This window comes from Shinella sp. GW821-FHT11G07 (assembly GCF_058808115.1).
The window spans coordinates 79,266-100,988 of sequence record NZ_JBXARJ010000017.1; the positions used below are offsets into that span (position 1 = coordinate 79,266).

20 protein-coding genes are annotated in these 21,723 nt (G+C 62.6%); 7 read left to right on the top strand and 13 right to left on the bottom strand.

The window, feature by feature from the left end:
* Window positions 1-12: 12 nt before the first annotated feature.
* Genes AC1RT2_RS26670 through AC1RT2_RS26680 form a run of 3 tightly spaced genes read left to right on the top strand, consistent with a single transcriptional unit; the run spans window position 13 to window position 5,749 of the window.
* Window positions 13-2,463 carry a GcvT family protein gene (locus tag AC1RT2_RS26670; protein WP_493106851.1) on the top strand — a complete coding sequence of 817 codons (2,451 nt, stop codon included), beginning with the start codon at window positions 13-15 and terminating at the stop codon, window positions 2,461-2,463.
* Window positions 2,460-4,907 (top strand): GcvT family protein, encoded by a 2,448-nt coding sequence (locus tag AC1RT2_RS26675; RefSeq protein ID WP_493106853.1) that lies wholly within the window; start codon window positions 2,460-2,462, stop codon window positions 4,905-4,907. Before AC1RT2_RS26670 ends, AC1RT2_RS26675 begins: the two co-directional genes overlap by 4 nt.
* Window positions 4,904-5,749: an isocitrate lyase/PEP mutase family protein gene (locus AC1RT2_RS26680; protein ID WP_493106855.1), complete on the top strand. Its 846-nt coding sequence runs from the start codon at window positions 4,904-4,906 to the stop codon at window positions 5,747-5,749. Before AC1RT2_RS26675 ends, AC1RT2_RS26680 begins: the two co-directional genes overlap by 4 nt.
* Window positions 5,750-5,868: 119 nt before the next feature.
* Here AC1RT2_RS26680 and AC1RT2_RS26685 read toward each other — a convergent pair whose 3' ends face one another.
* Window positions 5,869-6,315 carry an Lrp/AsnC family transcriptional regulator gene (locus AC1RT2_RS26685; protein ID WP_493106857.1) on the bottom strand — a complete coding sequence of 149 codons (447 nt, stop codon included), beginning with the start codon at window positions 6,313-6,315 and terminating at the stop codon, window positions 5,869-5,871.
* Between the two features lie 110 nt (window positions 6,316-6,425).
* Between AC1RT2_RS26685 and AC1RT2_RS26690 the strand changes: the two genes are divergently transcribed.
* The gene (locus tag AC1RT2_RS26690; RefSeq protein WP_493106859.1) at window positions 6,426-6,986 is read left to right on the top strand and encodes a cysteine hydrolase family protein; all 561 of its coding nucleotides are present in this window, start codon (window positions 6,426-6,428) and stop codon (window positions 6,984-6,986) included.
* Here the strand turns inward: AC1RT2_RS26690 and AC1RT2_RS26695 are convergent.
* The 12 genes from AC1RT2_RS26695 to AC1RT2_RS26750 all read right to left on the bottom strand — a co-directional run bounded on the left by AC1RT2_RS26695 (window position 6,983) and on the right by AC1RT2_RS26750 (window position 19,841).
* Entirely contained in the window at window positions 6,983-7,498 is a 516-nt protein-coding gene (locus tag AC1RT2_RS26695) for a hypothetical protein (protein WP_493106861.1), read from the bottom strand. The genes AC1RT2_RS26690 and AC1RT2_RS26695 overlap by 4 nt on opposite strands.
* A gap of 58 nt (window positions 7,499-7,556) precedes the next feature.
* Window positions 7,557-8,663, bottom strand: coding sequence for an ABC transporter substrate-binding protein (locus tag AC1RT2_RS26700; RefSeq protein ID WP_493106863.1), 1,107 nt, complete (start codon window positions 8,661-8,663; stop codon window positions 7,557-7,559).
* The gene (fhuF, locus tag AC1RT2_RS26705; RefSeq protein ID WP_493106950.1) at window positions 8,660-9,322 is read right to left on the bottom strand and encodes a siderophore-iron reductase FhuF; all 663 of its coding nucleotides are present in this window, start codon (window positions 9,320-9,322) and stop codon (window positions 8,660-8,662) included. The genes AC1RT2_RS26700 and fhuF overlap by 4 nt, the downstream gene beginning before the upstream one ends.
* A gap of 100 nt (window positions 9,323-9,422) precedes the next feature.
* Entirely contained in the window at window positions 9,423-11,603 is a 2,181-nt protein-coding gene (locus AC1RT2_RS26710) for a TonB-dependent siderophore receptor (RefSeq protein ID WP_493106865.1), read from the bottom strand.
* A gap of 142 nt (window positions 11,604-11,745) precedes the next feature.
* Complete coding sequence (locus AC1RT2_RS26715) at window positions 11,746-11,919, bottom strand: DUF1328 domain-containing protein (protein ID WP_069058234.1); 174 nt, start codon at window positions 11,917-11,919, stop codon at window positions 11,746-11,748.
* Window positions 11,920-12,044: 125 nt separating this feature from the next.
* Complete coding sequence (locus AC1RT2_RS26720; protein WP_069058235.1) at window positions 12,045-13,472, bottom strand: gamma-aminobutyraldehyde dehydrogenase; 1,428 nt, start codon at window positions 13,470-13,472, stop codon at window positions 12,045-12,047.
* A gap of 22 nt (window positions 13,473-13,494) precedes the next feature.
* Window positions 13,495-14,310 carry an ABC transporter permease gene (locus AC1RT2_RS26725; protein WP_069058236.1) on the bottom strand — a complete coding sequence of 272 codons (816 nt, stop codon included), beginning with the start codon at window positions 14,308-14,310 and terminating at the stop codon, window positions 13,495-13,497.
* Window positions 14,300-15,250 carry an ABC transporter permease gene (locus tag AC1RT2_RS26730; protein ID WP_493106868.1) on the bottom strand — a complete coding sequence of 317 codons (951 nt, stop codon included), beginning with the start codon at window positions 15,248-15,250 and terminating at the stop codon, window positions 14,300-14,302. The genes AC1RT2_RS26725 and AC1RT2_RS26730 overlap by 11 nt, the downstream gene beginning before the upstream one ends.
* Complete coding sequence (locus tag AC1RT2_RS26735) at window positions 15,247-16,242, bottom strand: ABC transporter ATP-binding protein (RefSeq protein WP_493106870.1); 996 nt, start codon at window positions 16,240-16,242, stop codon at window positions 15,247-15,249. Before AC1RT2_RS26735 ends, AC1RT2_RS26730 begins: the two co-directional genes overlap by 4 nt.
* A 249-nt stretch (window positions 16,243-16,491) precedes the next feature.
* Window positions 16,492-17,652, bottom strand: a complete 1,161-nt coding sequence (locus tag AC1RT2_RS26740; RefSeq protein ID WP_069058239.1) for an ABC transporter substrate-binding protein — start codon at window positions 17,650-17,652, stop codon at window positions 16,492-16,494.
* 216 nt (window positions 17,653-17,868) lie between these two features.
* Window positions 17,869-18,708: a hypothetical protein gene (locus tag AC1RT2_RS26745; RefSeq protein ID WP_493106873.1), complete on the bottom strand. Its 840-nt coding sequence runs from the start codon at window positions 18,706-18,708 to the stop codon at window positions 17,869-17,871.
* 224 nt (window positions 18,709-18,932) lie between these two features.
* Window positions 18,933-19,841, bottom strand: a complete 909-nt coding sequence (locus AC1RT2_RS26750) for a LysR family transcriptional regulator (RefSeq protein ID WP_069058241.1) — start codon at window positions 19,839-19,841, stop codon at window positions 18,933-18,935.
* A gap of 123 nt (window positions 19,842-19,964) precedes the next feature.
* Between AC1RT2_RS26750 and AC1RT2_RS26755 the strand changes: the two genes are divergently transcribed.
* The 3 genes from AC1RT2_RS26755 (at window position 19,965) to AC1RT2_RS26765 (ending at window position 21,639) form a co-directional block, all read left to right on the top strand.
* Window positions 19,965-20,876 carry an alpha/beta hydrolase gene (locus tag AC1RT2_RS26755; RefSeq protein WP_493106875.1) on the top strand — a complete coding sequence of 304 codons (912 nt, stop codon included), beginning with the start codon at window positions 19,965-19,967 and terminating at the stop codon, window positions 20,874-20,876.
* A complete protein-coding gene (locus tag AC1RT2_RS26760; protein WP_493106877.1) occupies window positions 20,873-21,289 on the top strand; it encodes an ACT domain-containing protein in 417 nt (138 codons plus the stop codon). The genes AC1RT2_RS26755 and AC1RT2_RS26760 overlap by 4 nt, the downstream gene beginning before the upstream one ends.
* A gap of 62 nt (window positions 21,290-21,351) precedes the next feature.
* Window positions 21,352-21,639, top strand: a complete 288-nt coding sequence (locus AC1RT2_RS26765) for a PAAR domain-containing protein (RefSeq protein WP_493106879.1) — start codon at window positions 21,352-21,354, stop codon at window positions 21,637-21,639.
* The last annotated feature ends 84 nt before the right edge of the window (window positions 21,640-21,723 follow it).

A 21,723-nucleotide genomic window follows, 5' to 3' on the forward strand; every position in this document is an offset into this window, starting at 1 on the left:
AGAGGAACGAGAATGTCCGGACTGCCATCCCACGCGCGCGTCGTCATCATCGGCGGAGGTGCCGTTGGCGCATCCGCGCTCTATCATCTGGCCAAGGCCGGCTGGACCGACAGCGTGCTCCTCGAAAAGAACGAGTTGACGGCCGGTTCCACCTGGCATGCCGCCGGCAACGTGCCGACCTTTTCCTCCTCCTGGTCGCTGATGAACATGCAGCGTTATTCGGCCTCGCTCTATCGCGAACTCGGCGATCTGGTCGACTATCCCATGAACTACCACGTCACCGGTTCCATCCGCCTCGGCCACTCGAAGGAGCGCCTGCAGGAGTTCAAGCGCGTCGTCGGCATGGGCCGTTACCAGGGCATGGATCTCGACATCCTTTCGCCGGACGAGATGCGTTCGAACTATCCCTTCCTCGAAACGCACGACCTGACCGGCGCGCTCTATGACCCCAATGATGGCGACATCGACCCGGCGCAGCTGACGCAAGCCTTGGCCAAGGGCGCGCGCGACATGGGCGCAAAGATCTTCCGCTTCTGTCCCGCCACCGGCGTGCGCCGCGAGGGTGACGAATGGGTGATTTCCACGCCGCAGGGCGAGATCCGCTGCGAGAAGGTCGTCAATGCGGCCGGATACTATGCCCGCGAAGTGGGAAAATGGTTCGGTCGCGACGTGCCGATGATGGTGATGAGCCATCAGTACATGCTGTTCGAGGAAATCCCGGAACTCGCCGCCTGGTCGCGCGAAGCCGGTCACAAGCTGCCGCTGCTGCGCGACGTCGATAGCTCGTACTATCTGCGCCAGGAAAAGACCGGCATGAACCTCGGCCCCTACGAGCGCAACTGCAAGGCGCACTGGGTGACGCCGGATGATCCGATGCCGGATGATTTTTCCTTCCAGCTCTTCCCGGACGATCTCGACCGGCTCGAATGGTATCTCAACGACGCCGTCGAGCGGGTGCCGATCCTCGGCACGGCCGGCCTGTCGCGCATGATCAACGGCCCCATCCCCTACGCGCCGGACGGAAACCCGCTGCTCGGCCCCATGCCCGGCGTGCCGAACGCCTATGAGGCCTGCGTCTTCACCTTCGGCATCTGCCAGGCCGGCGGCGCGGGCAAGGTGCTGGCGGAATGGGTCACGGAAGGCGAGACGGAGTGGGACATGTGGTCCTGCGATCCGCGCCGTTACACCAGCTTTGCTGCAGACAAGGATTATTGCGTCGCCAAGGGCATGGAAATCTATGGCCACGAATATGCCATGCATTTCCCGAAACACGCCTGGCCGGCCGGCCGGGACCAGAAGCATTCACCGATCCACGACCGCATCAAGGCGCTGGGTGCGCAGTTCAAGCCCTATAACGGCTGGGAGCGCGCCAACTGGTATGCCCAGTCCGGCGATGACACGTCGGAAGAATCGACCCAGACGTGGAACCGCGAAGGCCCCTGGCGGTCGCGCATCGAGGAAGAATGCCGCGCTGTCACCGAGGCCGCCGGCATTCTCGACTTGCCGGGTTTTTCGCGCTTCCGCGTGAAGGGTGAGGGGGCGACGGCGTGGCTTTCGTCGCTCATCACCGGCAAGGTGCCGAAGCCCGGCCGCATCGGCCTCGCCTATTTCTCCGACGACAAGGGCCGTATCGTCACGGAAATGTCGGTCATGATGCTGGACGAGGACTTTTTCTTCCTGATCACAGCCGCCACCGCCCAGTGGCACGATTTCGAGTGGCTGCAAAAGCACGCGCCCAAGGATGCCGCCTTCACCATCGACGATGTCACGGAAAACTTCTCCTGCCAGATCCTCTCCGGCCCGAAGTCCCGCGCCATCCTCGCCGCGGTAGCGGATGCGGATCTCCAGAAGGGCTGGCTGACGCACCAGAGCTGCCAGATTGCCGGCCGTTGGTGCCAGCTTGTGCGTGTCTCCTTCGCCGGCGAACTCGGCTGGGAAATCCATACGAAGGTCGAGGACACTGCGGCGATCTTCGATGCCGTCTGGGAGGCGGGCCAGAAGCATGGCCTCAAACCCTTCGGCATGGAGGCGCTCGACAGTCTGCGCATCGAGAAGGGCTATCGTGCCTGGAAGGGCGACCTTTCGACGGACTACACGATCCTGCAAGGCGGGCTCGATCGCTTCGTCGATTGGGGCAAACCCGATTTCAAGGGCAAGGCAGCGCTGGAGCGGGAGAAGCAACAGGGCGTCACCAAGCGCTTCGTGACGCTGACGGTGGAGGCCGGCGACTGCGATGCGCCCTACATGTCGACGCTCTGGCACGCCGGGAAGGTCGTCGGCGAGACGACCTCCGGCAACTGGGGCTACCGCACCGGAAAGTCCATCGCGCTCGGTATGCTGAAGGCCGACCTTGCCGTGCCCGGCACGGAAATCGAGGTGGAAATCTACGGTGATCGTTTCAAGGCAACGGTCCAGCCGGACGGCCCACTGTTCGACCCCAACAATGAAAGACTGCGTGCATGAGCAAGCCCATTCCCTCCAAGGCGAGAGCCGTCATCATCGGCGGCGGCGTGTCCGGCTGTTCGGTCGCCTACCACCTCGCCAAGCTCGGCTGGACGGATGTGGTGCTTTTGGAGCGCAAGCAGCTCACATCAGGCACCACCTGGCATGCGGCGGGCCTGATCGGCCAGCTGCGCGCCTCGCAGAACATGACGCGCCTCGCGAAATATTCCGCTGACCTCTACACCAAGCTTGAGGCCGAGACCGGCATCGGCACCGGCATGCGCCAGTGCGGCTCGATGACCGTGGCACTGACCGAAGAGCGTAAAGAGGAAATCTACCGCCAGGCCTCGCTCGCCCGCGCCTTCGACATCGACGTGCGCGAAATCACCGTCGACGAGGTGAAGGCGATGTATCCGCACCTCAACACGGCGGATGTGAAGGCGGCCGTGCACCTGCCGCTCGACGGGCAATGCGATCCGGCCAACATCGCCATGGCCTTGGCCAAGGGCGCGCGGCAGAACGGTGCGACCGTCATTGAGAACGTCAAGGTCACCTCCGTCGTCACCAGGGACGGTCGCGTGGCAGGCGTCACCTGCGAGCAGAACGGCGAGACGTTTACGATCGAGACGGACAACGTCGTCAACGCCGCCGGCATGTGGGGGCGTACGCTCGCCGACATGTCGGGCGTCACCCTGCCGCTGCATGCCTGCGAGCATTTCTACATCGTCACCGAGCCGATCCCGAACTTGCAGCGGCTACCGGTTCTGCGCGTGCCGGACGAGTGCACCTATTACAAGGAGGATGCCGGCAAGATGCTGATCGGCGCCTTCGAGCTGAAGGCCAAGCCCTGGGGCATGGACGGTATCAGTGAGGACTTCTGCTTCGACCAGTTGCCGGAGGATTTCGATCACTTCCAGCCGATCCTGGAAAATGCCATCAACCGCATGCCGATGCTGGAAACCGCCGGCATCCACACCTTCTTCAACGGCCCCGAGAGCTTTACGCCAGACGACCGCTATTATCTCGGCGAGGCGCCGGAACTGAAGGGTTATTGGGTCGCCGCCGGCTACAATTCCATCGGCATCGTCTCCTCCGGCGGTGCCGGTATGGCGCTGGCGCAATGGATGAACGACGGTGAGGCGCCGTTCGATCTCTGGGAGGTCGATATCCGCCGCGCCCAGCCGTTCCAGAAAAACCGCGCCTATCTCAAGGATCGCGTGTCGGAAACACTTGGCCTGCTATACGCCGACCATTTCCCCTATCGCCAGATGGCGACCGCCCGTGGCGTGCGCCGCTCGCCGCTGCATGAGCACCTGAAGACGCGTGGCGCGGTGTTTGGCGAAGTAGCGGGCTGGGAGCGCGCCAACTGGTTCGCCAACGAGGGACAGGAGCGGGAATACCGTTACAGCTGGAAGCGGCAGAACTGGTTCGAGAACCAGAAGCAGGAACACCTTGCCGTCCGCAGCGGCGTCGGCCTGTTCGACATGACCTCCTTCGGCAAGATCCGCGTTGAAGGCCGCGATGCGCTCGCCTTCCTGCAACGCCTCTGCGCCAACCAGATGGACGTCGCCCCCGGTCGTATCGTCTACACCCAGATGCTGAACAACCGCGGCGGCATCGAGAGCGACCTGACGGTGACGCGGCTTTCGGAAACGGTTTTCTTCCTCGTCGTGCCGGGCGCGACGCTGCAGCGCGACCTTGCCTGGCTGCGCAAGCATCTGAAGGACGAGTTCGTCGTCATCACGGATGTCACGGCCGCCGAAAGCGTGCTCTGTGTCATGGGGCCGAAGGCGCGTGATCTCATGCAGAAGGTCAGCCCGAACGATTTTTCCAATGCGGCGCATCCCTTCGCGTCAGCGCGTCAGATCGAGATCGGCATGGGCCTCGCCCGGGCGCATCGCGTCACCTATGTCGGTGAACTCGGCTGGGAACTCTATGTCTCCACCGACCAGACGGCGCATGTCTTCGAGGCACTGGAGGAAGCCGGCGCCGATGTCGGCCTGAAACTCTGCGGCCTGCACACGCTCGATAGCTGCCGCATCGAAAAGGCCTTCCGCCATTTCGGCCACGACATCACCGACGAGGACCATGTGCTCGAAGCTGGCCTTGGTTTTGCCGTGCGCACCAAGAAGGGCGATTTCATCGGTCGTGATGCGGTGCTGCGCAAAGAAGAAGAGGGGCTGAAGCGCCGCATGGTGCAGTTAAAGCTTGCCGATCCCGAGCCGCTGCTCTTCCACAACGAGGCTTTGGTGCGCGACGGAAAAATCGTCTCGACCATCACATCGGGCAACTACGGCCACCATCTCGGCGGCGCAATCGGCTTGGGCTATGTGCCGTGCGAGGGCCAGAGCGAGGCGGATGTGCTGGCCTCCAGCTACGAGGTTGAGATTGCCGGTGTGCGGGTGAAGGCGGAAGCCTCGCTGGCACCGATGTATGATCCCAAGTCGGAAAGGGTACGCGCATGACCACGCTTACCGAACGCCACCGGCGGTTTCACGACCTCCACCAGTCGGGTTGCTTCGTCATCCCGAACCCCTGGGATATCGGCTCCGCCCGCATGATGGCGGCGTCAGGGGCCGTGGCGCTCGCCACCACCTCCGCCGGTTTCGCCTTCACGCTCGGCCGGCCAGACATGGGCCGGGTGACGCGCGATGAATCCTTGAAGCATGCGGAAGATTTCGTGCGTGCGACACCGCTCCCCGTCTCCGGCGATTTCGAGAACGGATTTGCCGATGCGCCGGAGGATGTTGCCGAGACCATCCGGCTTGCCGCAGACGTCGGCCTTTCCGGCTGCTCGATCGAAGACACGCAGATGGTCGACGGCAATCCGGCCTATGGCTTCGATCTGGCCGTCGATCGCATCCGCGCTGCCGCCGATGCGGCCCGGTCACTCGGCCGGCCCTTCATTCTCTGCGCGCGTGCCGACGGCGTGATGAACGGCGTCTACGATCTTGACGAGGCCATCCGGCGCATCCAGGCCTTCGAAAAGGCGGGCGCCGACCTGCTCTATGTGCCGGTGCCGCCGGGTGCCGAGGAACTGAAGCGCGTGGTGCAATCGGTCGCAAAGCCGGTCAATGCGCTCGCCGCCGGGCCGCTCCGCCAGCTGACCGTGCCGCAACTGGCCGCGATGGGCGTGCGCCGCATCTCGCTCGGCTCGATGATCGCCCGCGTCACCCATGCGGCCATTGCCGAGCAGATGGAAGCCATCGTGAAGGATGGCAGTTTCGCAAAATTGTCCGCCGCTGCGTCGGGTGACCGGATCAACCAGATGCTTATCACCGGCGCGGGGGAGAGGGACGATACGTGACCAGGCAGTTTCGTTGTCAGGCAATGCGGGAGAAGTTCAAGATCTACTTCCGAGCCGTTTGATAGTGATTCACGAGACGTCCCTATCTAATTGTTAAGGCGGGAATTTTCGGATCCGTGTCATCCGCCGCGACGGTCGAAATGGGTGCGCAGCGAGACGTGCGTCTGAACCGTTGCAATACCGGGCGTCGTTGCGATCTGCCGGCGAACGGTGTCGAGTTCGGCGTTTGACGTGCATTCAACGAGCAGCATCAGGTCCGTCTGGCCAGCGAGTGACCAGCATGTCACGACATTCGGAATGCCGGTGAGATGCGGCACGATATGGTCGCAGTTGCGGCCCTGCTGAAAGCCGATGGCGATCAACGCCTCCACGCCCGGCCGCTCCTTGTCGATGCCGAGCCGCACCGTGTAGCCGGTGATCACGCCCTTCGCCTCCAGCCGCCGGATTCGCTCGTGCACGGCGCTGCGGGAGAGCCCGGTATGGCGCGCAAGTTCCACGAGGCTTTTTCGTGCATCGGCGCGAAGGGCCGCCAGCAGCAGTTTGTCTTTCTCGTCCAGTTCGTTCATCCGGAATTTTCCCCACTCGACCGGATGATTGTCCGGCCACATGTCACCTTGCTGCGCGAAACCGGACAGAAAAGCAACTAATCGTCGGTTATCGTTTCAAGGAGAGACCGATGCCGACCATACCGGAAAATGCCGTCCTGATTCCGATCGACATGCAGCGTGCTTTCGATGCCGCGCCCTGGCCGCGGCGCTGGAACGACCAACTGGATGAAAACGGCCTTGCCTTGCTTGCCGCCTGGCGGGGCGCCAGGCGCCCGATCATTCATATCCGCCACGACAGCGTCGAGCCGGGCTCGACACTGCGGCCGGAGGCGCCGGGCAACGCGCTGCGACCCGGTTTTGCGCCGCAGGCCGGCGAACCGCTGGTGACGAAGACCGTCAATGCTGCCTTTATCGGCACCGATCTCGATCTGCGCCTGCGTCGTCTCGGCGCGGACACGGTGGTGCTGTTCGGCATTTCGACGGATATGTGTGTGTCGACCAGCGTGCGGGTCGGCGCCAATATGGGCTACCGCGTCATCCTGGTCGAAGATGCCTGCGACTGCTTCGACCTGCCGGACGGCGAGGGCGGCACGATCCCGGCAAGGGATGTCCACCGCGCGCATGTCGCGACGCTCCGGCACGAATTCGCCACCGTGTTGCGGACGGAGGACCTTATCGCGGCCGTCTAACGGATGACTGCGCGGACATCGCGGGCGCCGAAATCCCATTCGGGGGCCGTGACGGGGTTGAGGTCGCTGCCGGGGAAGACGGCGAAGGTGGTGAAGGGCTGGCTTTGGCCCGGCAGCACGCGCAGCACGATCAACGCGCTGTCGCGGCCGACCTCGCGGCAGGTGCCGTTCGGGCAATCCGAAAGCACGACGTCGAGCCGGAAGGACTGCATGGGCGACGTGCCCTTGTTGGTGATGTTGCCGGTTACGCGAAAACTCGTCTTCGTCTGGCCGGCAGCCGCCTGCATGTCCGAAAGTTCGACCGTGTCTTCCGTGAGGACCGGCACCGTGGCGTTCGGCGTCACGGGCTCGCCGGACGGCGCGCGTTCATCGACGAACCAGATGAGAAGGGCGCTCGCAAGGCCAAGGGCCACCACGATGGTGAGGGCCGGTTCGACCCAGCTTTGAAAACGCCGGAAACGCAATGCGAGATACAGAATAGCCGCCGCCGCGACTGCAAATGCCCAGATCATTCAGGTCCTCCTGAATATGCTATAGCGTGCGCAGCGGGTGGCCGGAAGGTCAGATGCTTCACTTTGACTTGAGACTGATCCAGTAGGCGCCGTCGAAGGGCACGGCGGCGAAACGTTCGTTGATTTCCTTGAGTGTCTGGTCGGGATCGATATCGGCAAAGATATCCGGGCGCAGCCAATGCGCGAAGGCTTCCGCGGCAAGGATGTTGAGCGGCACGGCATTGAAGAAGTTCCAGAGGCCGTAGACGCGCTGTTCCTTCACCGCCTTCAGGTTCGCCAGGAACGGGCTTGCGACGGAGCGGGCGAGTGTCTCGCGTGCTTCGTTCGGATCGACGCCGGGGCCGATCGAAAACGAGCTGTAGGTGCCGCCCGGCGAAGCGGTGGCGATATAGGCGTCCGGATTGGCCGCGACGATGAATTCCGCACTGACGATGCCGCCCTGCGCCGGCAGGCTTTCGGCAATGTTGCGGCTGCCGGTGATGGCGATGAAGGCGCCGAGACCGCCGGTGCCGTAGGCGTAGCAGCACTTTTCCGGGTTCGGGAAGGCGTCCATCAGCACGGTTGGGCCGGGCTCGGGGTGCTGGGCGACGCGCTCGCGGATGCGCCTGACGCGCGCCTCGTAGAAGTCGGCGAAGGCGTTCGCCTGTTCCTCTCGGTTCAGCACCTGGCCGAGCAGGCGCATGTTGCCGGCGGTGTTGTTCAGCGCGTCGCTGTTGAAATCGACGACGACGACAGGCACGCCGCTTTGCTCGAGATAGGTGATCGCCTGCTTGCCGAGTTCGGTTTCGGCCTGCCAGTTGGCGAGGATGGCGAGGTCCGCCTTGAGCGACAGCACGGTCTCGAACGACACCGTGATGCCGTCGCCGATGATCGGCACCTCCTCGATTTTCGGGAACTTGTCCTTGAAGCGCGCGTAGATTTCCGGGTTGTCGCCCTTCATGTCATTGGCCCAGCCGGCGAGCAGGCTCACCGGATCGGGATGGATAAGCGAGAGCGCGACGAGGTTGAAGCCGCTGCCGAGCAGGATCGCCTTCGGTTCGGCCGGGATGGTGACCTCGCGGCCGAGCGCATCCTTCACGGTCAACGGGTACTGCACGTCGGCGCGGGCGGGGAAGGCGACCCACAGCAGAATGGAGGCGAAGAGGGTGAAGAGGCGTAGGGTCATTGTTTTCTCAGTTCCGGCAGGGCACAGAGTTCGCCGCAGCCCGGAATGCCGGGCAGCATGTAGCGCAGGCAGCAGACCTTGCGGCGACAGTGGACGGCACCGGCCTCCAACTCCTTGCGCAGGCAGCCGTGGAAAGGGTTGCGGCTGCCGTTGGCAAGCAGCGGGCAGTCGAAAAGCGGGCGCGACGGCCAATGGTCGTCGCCTTCGGACGGCGACCGGTCGGTCGCGTTGAAGGCGTAGTCGATGTAGACGGCGGCGTTGTTCCAGGCAAGTTTCGGCGCGATGCCGGATTTTTCCTTGAGGAGGGCCACAGCGCGGGAAAGGTGGCAATCCACCAGCGGCGTGATGAGATCGACGAGGTTGCTTCCTTCGCTCCAGTCCCCCTCATGTGGCAGGCCGAAGGCGCGCGGCAAGCCGTCCTCGCCGATCGCGATGGTCATCTCCTCCAGGGCGATCGGCAGCGTCATCTCCGCCCGGCGCGCCACGACATAGGGGATCGTCAATGCGGAAAAATAGTAAAGCGACCAGAAGGAGGCCGCCGCCCGCCGGTCGGCATTGCCGTGGCTTGCCGCATAGCGGTCGAGCGTCTCGGCAAAGCCGTCTCCGGCCAGAAAGTCGCAAAGCGGCATGGCGCCCTCGAGGTCCGACGAGAGCATCATCTTCTCGCCGCACCAGGCATGTTCACCGGTAAAGACCGCCTTCAGGCTGTTGGGCCTGAAAGCGGTCTCGCCGTCCTGGGAGGAATGGATCGTCAAGGGCTTACCACGAATATTTCAGGCTACCGATGACCGTGCGGCCCTGGTCACGATAGCAATAGCCGGCCGAGCATACGGAGTCGCGGCGATTGAAGAGATTCGTCGCGTTCACTTGAAGTTTCAGGCCTTCGAAGTCCTTGTTGATCGCGGCGAAATCGTAGGAGATCGATGCATCGACGAGGGCGCGTGAACTGTTCGTGGTCTTGTTTTCGTCGTCACCGAAGCTCGAACCCAGGAAGCGCACGCCCGCGCCGATGCCGAGACCGGCCAGTGCACCGTCTTCCGGCATGTCGTAGTGTGCCCAGAGCGACGCCATGTGGTTCGGCACGGAAGAGACCTCTTTTCCGACGGTGCCGGTTGGGCCGTCGAGGATTTCGGTCTGCGTGTAGGTGTAGGACGCGATCAGCGAAAGGCCGTTGTCCAGCGAGGTGTTAGCCTCGAATTCGAAGCCGCGCGAGCGGATCTCGCCGCGCTGGACCTGTGCATTGGTGACGGTGCCGTCTGGCAGTGTCACGACTTCATAATACAGGCTGTTCTTCTGATCGATGTTGAAGAGGGCGGCCGTCAGCAGCGTGTTGCTGTTCGGCAGCAGATACTTCACGCCGATTTCCTGCTGTTCGCTTTCCGTCGGCTTGAAGGGATCGCGTGTTGCGACGTCCACGCCGCCATTCGGCGAGAAGGCGGTCGAGTAGCTGGCATAAGGCGTGATGCCCCATTCCGTTTCATAGGTCACGCCGGCACGCCACGTGAAGGCACGGTCCTTCTGGTTGGTCGTGCTCACGGCGCCGGAGGCCAGATCGGTATCGTCGGTATCCGTCGATACCCAGTCGTAGCGGCCGCCCAGCGTGAGGGTGAGCGCGTCGTAACGAATCTGATCCTGAAGGTAGAGGCCGGTGATGAACTGGTCCTGCACGGTCTTCGTCTGGAAGGCGATCGGATCAACGGGCCGGCCGGCCGTCGGGTTGTCGATGTCGATCGGCGGTGCGGTGCCGTAGCCGTTGAGCGACTTCCAGTAGATCTTGGTCAGATCGATGCCGCCCAGCATGGTGTGTTCCAGCGCGCCTGTCGCGAACTTCGCTTCGAGCTGGTTGTCGATCGTGTAGGTGTTCAGCCACTCTTCGTAGGTGCCGGCCGTGCCTTCGAGAAGGGTCGGGTCGTCCTTGTTCCGCTCGGACGCGAATGCCCAGTCGGCGTCGATGTTGAGCCTGGACGCACGGGCGTTCTGGCGGAAGACGAAGACATCGTTCAGGCGGTGTTCAAATTCGTAGCCGATGCGGCCCTGGTCCTGGATTGCTTCGTTGAAGTCCGGATTGCCAGCGAAGATGTCGGTGACCTTGCCGGCAGCGCTGTCGAAGAAGTAAGCGGCCGTGCCGCCGGTCTCGGTGCGGGAGTATTCGCCGAGGATGGTGAGCTTCGTGTCCTCGTCCGGCTTCCAGGTAAAGGCCGGTGCGATGTAGGCGCGATTATCCGGAACGCCGACCTGTTCGGTGTCCGAATCGCGGAGCAGACCGGTCAGGCGATAGTAGAATGGGTCTTCCTCGTTGACCGGGCCGGAAAAATCGAACTGGCCCTGGTAGCGATCGTGACTACCATATTGCACCTGTACCTCGCGCAAGGCCTCTTCCGTCGGGCGCTTGCTGATGAGGTTGTAGAGGCCGCCGGCGCCGGCAGGCCCGTACAGTGCGGAGGACGGGCCGCGCAGGATCGAGACGCCTTCGAGGCCGTAAGGCTCCGTCTTGAAGAGCGAGGAGCCAAAACCGGGCTGGCGCAGGTTGTCGCGGAAGATGCCGGTATAGGTCACGTCGAAGCCGCGCAGCGTGAAGCTATCGAAGCGCGGGTCGAAGCCGTAGCCGCCGACACGGGTGCCGGGCGTATAGGCGATGGTGTCGAGCAGCGTCTGGGGATTGCGGTCTTCCAACTGCTGCTTGGTGACCGAGGAGATCGACTGCGGCGTCTGGATGAAAGGCGTATCCGTCTTTGCGCCGGTCGCGCTGCTCTTGCCGACATAACCATCGGCCGTGATCACGCCGCCGCTGCCGCCGTCGATAACGATCTCCTCGAGAACGGTCGCGCCGCCATCCGTCGCGGGTGCTGCCTGATCCTGCGCCATAGCGACAGTGGCGAGCGTAATGAGCGAGGTGCCGGCGAGGGCCAGGCGGGACATCGTGCGGAAACGGTTGGGCATGCGGATCACTTTCTGACGGGACGATCAATAACATGACCGTTTTCATCAGGATTAAGGGCGTCCGCAACAAATTATATGACTAAACTACTCATGTTTAAGTCCGTGTTGCGTGATTGCAACACGGACTGTGGATGGCCTGCACTCAGAAGGCGAGGCTGCCCGCCATGAATGCAAGCACAACGAAAATGAAGAAGATGACGAGGGCGATCGCGAAAAGAACCTTGGCAATGGTGGCCGTCGCGGCCGAGACGCCGGAGAATCCCAGGAAGCCGGCGATCAGTGAGATAACGAGGAAAATCAGTGCCCATTTCAGCATGGCGGTGCCTCCGATGATGTCGGAAGAAGACGCGCGACGAGTGAAATTGTTCCAGAAATCGCAATCTCCCGGAGCGCGGAGAATACCCCGGGAGAGGCCGCGCGGGGCGGCCGACGGCTTGAGGGTCAGCCGTGATTGATCATGACGTGGCGCACGGCGGTGTAGTCTTCCAGCGCGTAGATCGACATGTCCTTGCCGTAGCCCGACTGCTTGACGCCGCCATGCGGCATTTCGGTCGTCAGCATGAAATGCGTGTTGATCCAGGTGCAGCCATATTGCAGGCGGGAGGCCGCCTTCATCGCCTTGCCGATATCCTTCGTCCAGACGGAGGAGGCGAGGCCGTAGTCGCTGTCGTTCGCCCAGGTGATCGCCTGGTCGGCTTCAGAGAATCGGGTGACGGAGACGACGGGGCCAAAAACCTCACGGCGGACGATCTCGTCGTCCTGTGTGGCACCGGCCACCACCGTCGGTTGGAAGAAATAGCCGTCGTCGCTGCCGGTTCGCCCACCCGCGGTGATCTCGATGTGCTTTACCTCTGCGGCGCGCTCGACGAAGCTAGCCACGCGGTCGCGCTGTCGCTTGGAGATCAGCGGGCCGATCTCGTTCAGTGTGTCGTCCGGGTCATTGTACTTGATGGTCGAAACGGCGGCGGAGAGGTCGGCGACGAGCTTTTCGTAGATGCCGTCCTGCGCGTAGATGCGGCAGGCGGCGGTGCAGTCCTGACCGGCATTGTAGTAGCCGAAGGCGCGGATGCCGGCGACGACGGCGTCGATATCCGCATCGTCGAAGACGACGACGGGGGCCTTGCCGCCGAGTTCAAGATGTGTGCGCTTGACGGTCTTCGCCGCCGCGGCCAGCACCTTTTTGCCGGTCGCGATGTCACCGGTGATCGACACCATGTTGATCTTCGGATGGTTGATCAGCGTGTTGCCGACCGTCTCGCCGCGGCCGAGCACGATATTGACCACGCCCTCCGGCAGGATGTCGGCCAAGAGCTTCGCCATCTTCAGCGCCGTCAGCGGCGTCTGCTCGGAAGGCTTGAAGACGACCGTGTTGCCGCCGGCAATCGCCGGTGCCAGCTTCCAGGCCATCATCATCAGCGGATAGTTCCACGGCGCAATCGAGCCGACGATGCCGATCGGGTCACGGCGGACCATCGAGGTGAAGCCCGGCAGGTATTCGGCGGCGACCGGCGCCTGCAGCGTGCGGATTGCACCGGCGAAGAAGCGCCAGCAATCGACGATGGCCGGCAGTTCGTCGTTGCGGGCCGCGTTGATCGGCTTGCCGCAGTTCAGCGATTCCAGCGCGGCAAAGGCATCGGCGTCCTTTTCGATGGCGTCGGCGATCCGCAAGAGATAGCCGGAGCGCTCGGCGGGCGTGGTGGTCGCCCAGGAGACGAAGGCCTTTTCGGCGGCGTCCACGGCAGCGTCGATCTGCGCGTAGGAAGCCTCCGGCAGGTCGACGATCTTGCCGCCGGTCTTCGGGTTCAGGATGTGCTCTTCCGCCTCGGTGCCGGCTTCGAAGCGCGAGCCGATCAGCATCTGGGTGTCCATCGTGGTTCTCCCTATCGTTGGTTCATTTGCCGGCGCCGGCAATCTGGTCGCCGTCGCGGGTGAGGTAGTAGGCGCCGAGGATCGGCAGGAAGGTGAGGAGCACGACCACCATGGCGACGACGTTGGTCACCGGGCGCTGCCGTGGGCGGACAAGCTCTTCGAGCATCCAGATCGGCAGGGTCGATTGCTGGCCGGCGGTAAAGGTTGTCACGATCACCTCGTCGAAGGAGAGCGCGAAGGCGAGCATCCCCCCGGCGAGCAGCGCCGTGCCGATATTCGGCAGGATGATGTAGCGGAAGGTCTGGAAACTGTCGGCGCCGAGGTCCATCGACGCTTCGATCAGCGAGCCCGAGACGCGGCGGAAGCGGGCAACGGCATTGTTGTAGACCACCACGACGCAGAAGGTCGCGTGGCCGAGCACGATCGTCCAGAACGAGAAGGGGATTTCCGCAAACGAGAAGGCGGAGCGTAGCGCGATGCCGGTGATGATGCCGGGCAGCGCGATCGGCAGGATGACGAGCAGCGAGACTGTCTCGCGGCCGAAGAATTTCGTGCGGCTGACAGCGGCGGCGCAGAGCGTGCCGAGTACCAGGGCGATGGCCGTCGAGATGGCCGCGACGCGTACGGACAGCCCCATCGCGGCCCAGACGTCCGGCCGGTTCCAGGTTACCGCGAACCATTGCAGCGTGTAGCCCGGCGGCGGGAACTGGTAGCTCTTCTCCTCCGTCGTGAAGGCATAGAGGAAGATCAGCAGGATCGGCAGGTGCAGAAAGGCGAGGCCGGCGCCGGCGGCGATCTTCAGGCCGAGGGGAGCGGAGGTGTTCTTGTCAGAGCGCATCGAAGGCTCCCTGTCGCTTGGCCATCCAGAGATAGAGGCCCATGATGACGATCGGCACGACGGTGAAGGCGGCGGCCAGCGGGATGTTGCCGGCCGTGCCCTGCTGGGCATAGACCGCCTGGCCGATGAACAGCCGCGACGAGCCGATGATCTGCGGAATGATGTAGTCGCCCAAAGTCAACGAGAAGGTGAAGATCGAGCCGGCGATGATGCCGGGCAGCGCCAGGGGGAACAGCACGTAGCGGAAGGTCTGGGAGGGTTTGCCGCCGAGATCGGCCGAGGCCTCGATCAGGTTGCCCTGCACGCGCTCCAGCGCCGCCTGGATCGGCAGGATCATGAAGGGCATCCAGACATAGATGAAGACGATGAAGGTGCCGGTATAGCTGATCGACAGCGACGAGCCGCCGACGACCGGAAGCGAAAGCCACGCCTCAAGCAGCCAGAGCAGGTGCAGCTTGGCGAGCGCCCAGGTGACGATGCCTTCCTTGGCGAGGATCAGTTTCCAGGCATAGACCTTGACCAGATAGCTCGACCACAGCGGCAGCATGACGCCGAGATAGAAGATGATCTTCCATTTCCCCTTGGCATAGCGCGCCGCGTAATAGGCGATCGGGAAGGCGATGATGGCGGAGGCGAGCGTCACCAGTGCGGCCATGACGACGGTGCGCAGGATGATGTCGAAGTTCGACGGGATGAGCAGCTGGCGATAGGTCGCAAGCGTGAACTGATAGTTGATGAGCCCCGAAAAATCGTCGATCGAGAAGAAGCTCTGCAGGAGCAGCGCGAAGAGCGAGCCGAGATAGATCACGCCGAGCCAGAGCAGCGGCGGCGTGAGCATCAGCAGCAGCAGGATCTTCGGGTTGCGCCAGAAGAAATCCGACAGCCGTCCGGTGGGGCCTTCGCGGCGCGCGAGGATGGAGGTTTCGGCCACGGTGCTCATGGGGTGGCGTCCATCTGGTGCAGGTCTTCCGGCAGGAAGGAGAGGGTGACCGTCTCGCCCTGCACTGGCACGGCAAGCGAGGCCGGCACCATGGCGGCGACGCGCGCACCCGCCGCTTCCACCGTCACGCGGTTCGCCGCGCCGAGGAAGCTGGTTGCGACCACGCGGCCGGAAAACGGCCTGCGGCCCGGGCCGTCGCCGAGTGTGACGTCCTCCGGCCGCAGGCTGGCGTGGCTGTTGCCGAAGCCGAGGCTTGCCACGAAATCCGGCGGCAGCACGTTGGAGGAACCGACGAAATCGGCGACAAACCGCGTCTTCGGCCGCTTGTAGACCTCTTCCGGCGTGCCGAGCTGCTGGATCTTGCCGTCGTTGAAGACCGCGATGCGATCCGCCATCGACAGCGCCTCGCCCTGGTCGTGCGTGACGAAGATGAAGGTGATGCCGAGCGACTTTTGCAGCGACTTCAGCTCTTCCTGCATCTGTTCGCGCAGCTTCAGGTCGAGCGCGCCAAGCGGTTCGTCGAGCAGCAGCACACGGGGGCGGTTGACGAGGGCGCGGGCCAGCGCCACGCGCTGGCGCTGGCCGCCGGAAAGCTGGCCGGGCCGGCGGGTGCCGTAGCCGGGCAATTTGACCATGGCAAGCGCCTCTTCCGCCGCCTTCAGGCGCTCCGCCTTGCCGACACCTTTGACCATCAGCCCGTAGGCGACGTTTTCGAGGATCGAGAGGTGCGGGAAGAGGGCGTAGTCCTGGAACACCGTGTTGACGTTGCGCCGGTAGGGCGGCACGCCTTCCGCCGTCTCGCCGAAAATCTCGATATGGCCTGATGTCGGCTGCTCGAAGCCCGCCATCAGGCGCAGGCACGTCGTCTTGCCGGACCCGGACGGCCCGAGCATCGCGAAGAACTCGCCCTCGGCAATGGCGAGGTCCACGCTGTCGACGGCGTGCACGGCGCCGAAATGGCGGGAGACTTGCTGGAAGAGGACGGCGGTCATGGGGAGCTCCCGGGGTTGTCTTGGGCGATGGGCGCCGAGCGTCCACCGCAAGAAGTCGTCATGGGCAGGAAAGCGGCGCAACTAGCCGATCTCCCCCCTTGTGGGGGAGATGCCCGGCAGGGCAGAGGGGGGTGTTTCCACCCGCTTCGTCAGATGTTGCCGTTCCGCGACCACCCCCCTCTGTCACCTTCGGCGATATCTCCCCCACAAGGGGGGGAGATCGGTTGGTGTATGCCTTACCGCTTTACTTCAGCGGCCGCCGATCACGCCGATATAGTCGGAGACCCAGCGGTGGTAGGGCACGCATTCGCCCTGGCTTTCGCATTTCGAGACCGGCGTGCGCCAGAAGTTGATCTTCTCGAAGTTGTCGAAGCCGTTGGTCTTGCAGCCTTCGTCGGTCAGGAGCGCGTTGCCCTTGCAGGCGGCCGGAACCGAGGGGACCGCGCCGAACCAGGCGGCCGCATCACCCTGCACCTTGGCGGACAGCGAATGTTCCATCCACATATAGGCGCAGTTCGGATGCTGGCTTTCGGCATGCAGCATGGTCGTGTCCGACCAGCCGGTGACGCCCTCTTCCGGGAAGGTCGAGGCGATCTTCTGCTTTTCCGCCTGCATAAGGTTGACCTGGAACGGCCAGGAGCCGGAAGCGACCACGCCTTCGTTCTTGAAGTCGTCGATCTGGATCATCGCATCGTGCCAGTAGCGGCCGACCAGCGTGCGCTGGACGCGCAGCAGGTCGAGCGCGGCCTTGTACTGGTCTTCGTTGAGTTCATAGGGGTTCTTGATGCCAAGTTCCGGCTTGTGCGCCATCAGGTATTGCGCGGCATCGGCAATGTGGATCGGGCCGTCATAGGCCTGTACGCGGCCCTTGTTCGACTTGCCGTCCGGCAGCGTCATTTCTTCGAAAACGACGTTCCAGCTCTTCGGCGCCTCGTCCTTGAAGGCGTCCGTGTTGTACATCAGCACGTTTGGACCCCAGAGATACGGCGTGCCGTAGTGAACGCCGTTCACCGTGTTCCAGGGCGCATTCTGCAGGCGCTCGTCGACGGTCTTCCAGCTCGGAATGAGGTCGGTGTTGATCGGCTGGACACGCTTGCCGGCGACCAGGCGCAGCGACGCGTCGCCCGAGGCGGTGACGAGGTCGAAGCCGCCTTCGTTCATCAGCGCGACCATTTCGTCGGAGGTCGCCGCGGTCTTCACGGAAACCTTGCAGCTCGTCTTCTTCTCGAATTCGGTGACCCAGTCGTAGTTCTTGTCGGTCTCGCCGCGCTCAATGTAACCGGCCCAGGCGACGATCGAAACTTCGCCTTCGCCAGCACCGAGTTCCTTCAGGGGCTCCTGGGCGAGGGCGGATGCGGTGAAGGCGAGCGAAAGGGTAAGCGCGGTGCAGGAATGCAGAAGTCGCTTCATGACAGTCTCCCGGTTTGATCCGCTTGGTGCGGTATTGTTCCCGAGAGAAAAGGTGCCGCGATTTCGCCGCTTTCGCAAATTCATTAATCAGAATGTCGCTATCGGAAATTCCGAATGATGGAGTTGCAACCCTTCCTGCACCGATGGGTTCTGAATTCTGGTACGAGCTTCCTTGTTGTGCCAACCTCATTCACTGTAATGAAGAAGAATTTAAAATTACTTCAGCGATGATTTCTGTGCCTGCATAAGGCGCCATTCGATGTAGGTTTCGTCACCGCATGCGCACGGCACGCGTAAGCTTGACCCTATCCTGAGTTCTTTTTCCATGTACCGAATTGGGATAAAATATTTTCCCCCGCAGGATTTGCACGTTACGTCGAATTTTCTCTTCTGAAATTCGTCAGTCTCGGTTATGTATGAGTAACTTTCATAGCATTTTGGATTAATGCAATTTATTACTTGCCGATCCCGCAGTAGGGCGTGTCTACGCTTATTTAGGGTTCCGCACGAACACTCAAAGGATATCGCAGACCCGTAGCCCCCTGAAGTGAGTGTGCCTTTGTCGATACGCTCGATCTCTTTCAGCGCGTCAACAACAGCATCACGTATCCGCTGCGGCTCACCGTATCTGCGGACCTCGTCTGAACTATTTTTCGGGATTACTACGTGTAGTGCGGTGTTGGCAAGTTTGTTCCACAGCCTTCCGAGCTTCTTTGGGTCAAAACCTACTTGGGTTCCCACCTCAACCCAGTTCATCTCCGAATATTCTTCAGTTGTAGGAGAATCAACATCCGGCCCTAGAGGGCTCTGTGATATGCTGAGCGTAAATGTAGAGCCAGCACGGGGATCAACGTCCTGTATCAAAGCATCGATAATTTGCCTTGGTTGCCACGCTCGTAGGTCATCATGTGAAATGTAGTCATGAGAAATCCTGAGATGAGCATAGCAGATAAGCTCTATAGCAAGCCTGCACTCCAAAGCCGCATACGTAAGACTTGCGTCCGTATTTTCGTGTAAGAGTCTCTTAATGTTCTCTATTGATTTCGAGTTATACATAAGCTGTATCCAGCTAAACCCCTGTTATTCGAAGCCATCACGTTAACGCCGCTTCCGCTCGAATTATAGAGGTGATTGCAATAAGTGCACGTATTTGTTGTGTGTCTTTTCCATCTCACGCGACACTTGGGCCAACAGGGAGGTGTCTCGTCTCCCCTGAGATGGTGGGCGATCCTCTAGAGCCATCACTCTATGTCCGTTTTCCGTCGAGGCCCATCACTACTCTACCGTCCCCGCCCACCCCGTAGCGCTTCCGCCAGCCCGACGAAATCCCGCGCCGCCTGCGGCAGGCTGGAGCCTTTGCGCCAGACCATGCCGACCTGCACGACCGGCAATGCGCCGGAGACGTCGCGGCTTTCGATGCGGTCGCCTTCCAGCGACCAGGGGCGGTAGACGAGGTCGGGCAACAGCGCGATGCCGGCGCCGGTGGCCACCAGGCTGCGCACCGCTTCCACCGAGCGCGTTCGGAAGGCGACGTGGGGGCGGGCGCCGAGGGCCGATAGGAGTTTGCCGGTATTCTCCTCGATTTCATCGACCGTCAGCATGATCAGCGGTTCCTTGGCGATGTCGCTGACGGAGATGATATCGGCAGAGACGAGGGGATGGCCGATCGGCAGCCAGAGCCGATAGGGTGACGTTTCGATGATTTCCGCCTGGAGCGCCATGCGGTCGCGCAGGTTCGAGATGACCATGACGGCGACATCCAGTTCGCCACCGACCAGCAGATGCTCCAGATAGGAGCCGTTGTCCTCGATGGCGCTGACGTCGATGCCGGGAAAGGCCCGGCGGTAGCGCGAGAGCAGGTCAGAGAGCACGTAGCCGGCGACGAGCGAGGTGACGCCGAGATTGAGCTGGCCCTTTTCGGCCATACGGTTGTCGGAGAAGGAACGGCGTGCATCCGAAACATCGGCGAGGATTTTCGTCGCGTGACGCAGGAACTGGTGGCCATTGTGCGTCGTCGTCAGGCCGCGCGGATGGCGATCGAAAAGCTCGACGCCGAGATCCGATTCGAGCTCCTTGATCGCCTCGGTGATCGAGGATTGCGAAATCGACAGGTTCTGCGCGGCGCGGGTGACGGAACCCTGCTCCGCGACGGCGACGAAATATTGCAATTGCCGGAAGGTGAATGCCATGCCGTCAGTTAATATGGCCAGCTCGAGCGAGGCAAGCGGCGAAAATTCCTTGGGAAAGCCGCGGACAAGACAGGCGCCGTCGCACGACCTTGTTATGGTAGCCGCAACTGACGAGGAGCCGCGATGACCGAACGCCCCATGCCGACCGAGGAGGGCATTCTGGCCTTCCACAAGCGTTGCGAGGATTTTTATCCCGCCGATGCCGTCGATGCGGACATTACCCAGCAACGCGCCTGGTATGATGCGCTCTGCGCTGCCTTCGATGCACCGCCGCCGGCGGGCATGGTCAAGGAGGATGACTGGGTGGCGGAGCGCATACCTGTGCGTCGCTATCGGCCGGCCACAGTCACGACGGCAACGCGGCTGTTCTATATTCACGGCGGTGGTTTTGTCGTTGGCTCGCTCAACAGCCACGATGCGATCTGCGCAGAGATTGCCGAGGCGGCGGGGGCGGAGCTTGTTTCCATCGACTATCGCCTGTCGCCCGAACATGTCTGGCCCGCCGCCTTCGATGATTGCTGGGCTGTCCTGATCGAGCTTTTGCTGGAGGAGCGCCGGGTTGTCGTGATCGGCGACAGCGCAGGTGGCAATCTTGCGGCCGGCATCGTGCTGAAGGCGCGGGACGAGGGGCTGAAGGGTGTCGTCGGTCAGGCGCTGATCTATCCCGGACTTGGCGGCGATCTTGTCTCCGGTTCCTATGAGGAGATGGCCAACGCACCTGGCTTATCGACCGCCGATACGGCCTATTACCGCACGATCTACCGGGCGCCGGAGGATGCAGCGCACGCCTTTCCGCTGCGGTCGGAAAATCTTGCCGGACTGCCGCCCGCCTTCATCACCGGCGCCTATTTCGATCCGCTGCGCGACGACGCGCGGGCCTATGCCGCTCGGCTGATCCTTGCCGGTGTGCCGGTGGAGCACCGCGAGGAGAAGCAGATGATCCATGCGTGGCTGCGCGCGCGCTTCATGAGCGAGGGTGCGAAGGCAGGCTTTGCCGCGCTCTGCGATGCCGTGCGCCGGATGGCGAAGCCATGAGCGGCGTTACCGACCTGGACGACCTGCTGGCGACCATGGAGCCCACCCTGGTCGAGGGCATTTTCGTCTATGCCAGTGTGCGGGCCGACGATCTGGCAAACCACCTTTCCCGCCGGCCGATCGGCCTCTTCCGCGAGGAGGAAGGTATCACGCTGATCCTGCCAGTCGACGCCGCCGAAGGGTTGGCGGCAAGCCCGCCGATGCGCATGATCACACTGACCGTGCATTCCTCGCTGGAAGCCGTCGGCTTGACCGCGGCCTTCGCCACGGCGTTGACGGTGGAGGGTATCAGCGCCAACGTGGTTGCCGGTTACCATCACGACCATATATTCGTTCCGGAGCGGGATGCCGAACGGGCGCTCGAAACGCTGAAAGGCTTGTCCCGGGCGGCGCGTGAAAAGGGAGATGCGTGATGAATGTTCTGCGCTTTGCAGGTGTCGCTCTGTCATTGGGACTATTGGCGGCGGGGCCATCAATGTCCTTTGCAGAAGATGCGGCAGTGCCCATCCCCGCCTGTGCCCTATCGGGCTCGAAGAGCGTCTTCATCGGCGGCGCGCCGGCTCTTCGGCTCTCCGATGTGGTGAATTGCCCGCCGGAACTCTACGAGATCGTACCGAGCATCATGATCGAGGGCCAGCCCATGGTGAAGTTCCGCACCGGTGTCGGCGAGAAGGGCAATTGCACAGCGCGGGGCGATGAGACGGTGAGTGTTGAAGGCGGGTCCGCCAACCGTCTTGGCGATGTGACCTGCACGCAGAATTGAGTGAAGGGCGAGCGGTTTGGCCGAGAAAGCCATCCTACCCTCGACGTCATCCTCGGGCTCGACCCGAGGATCCACGTCCCACTG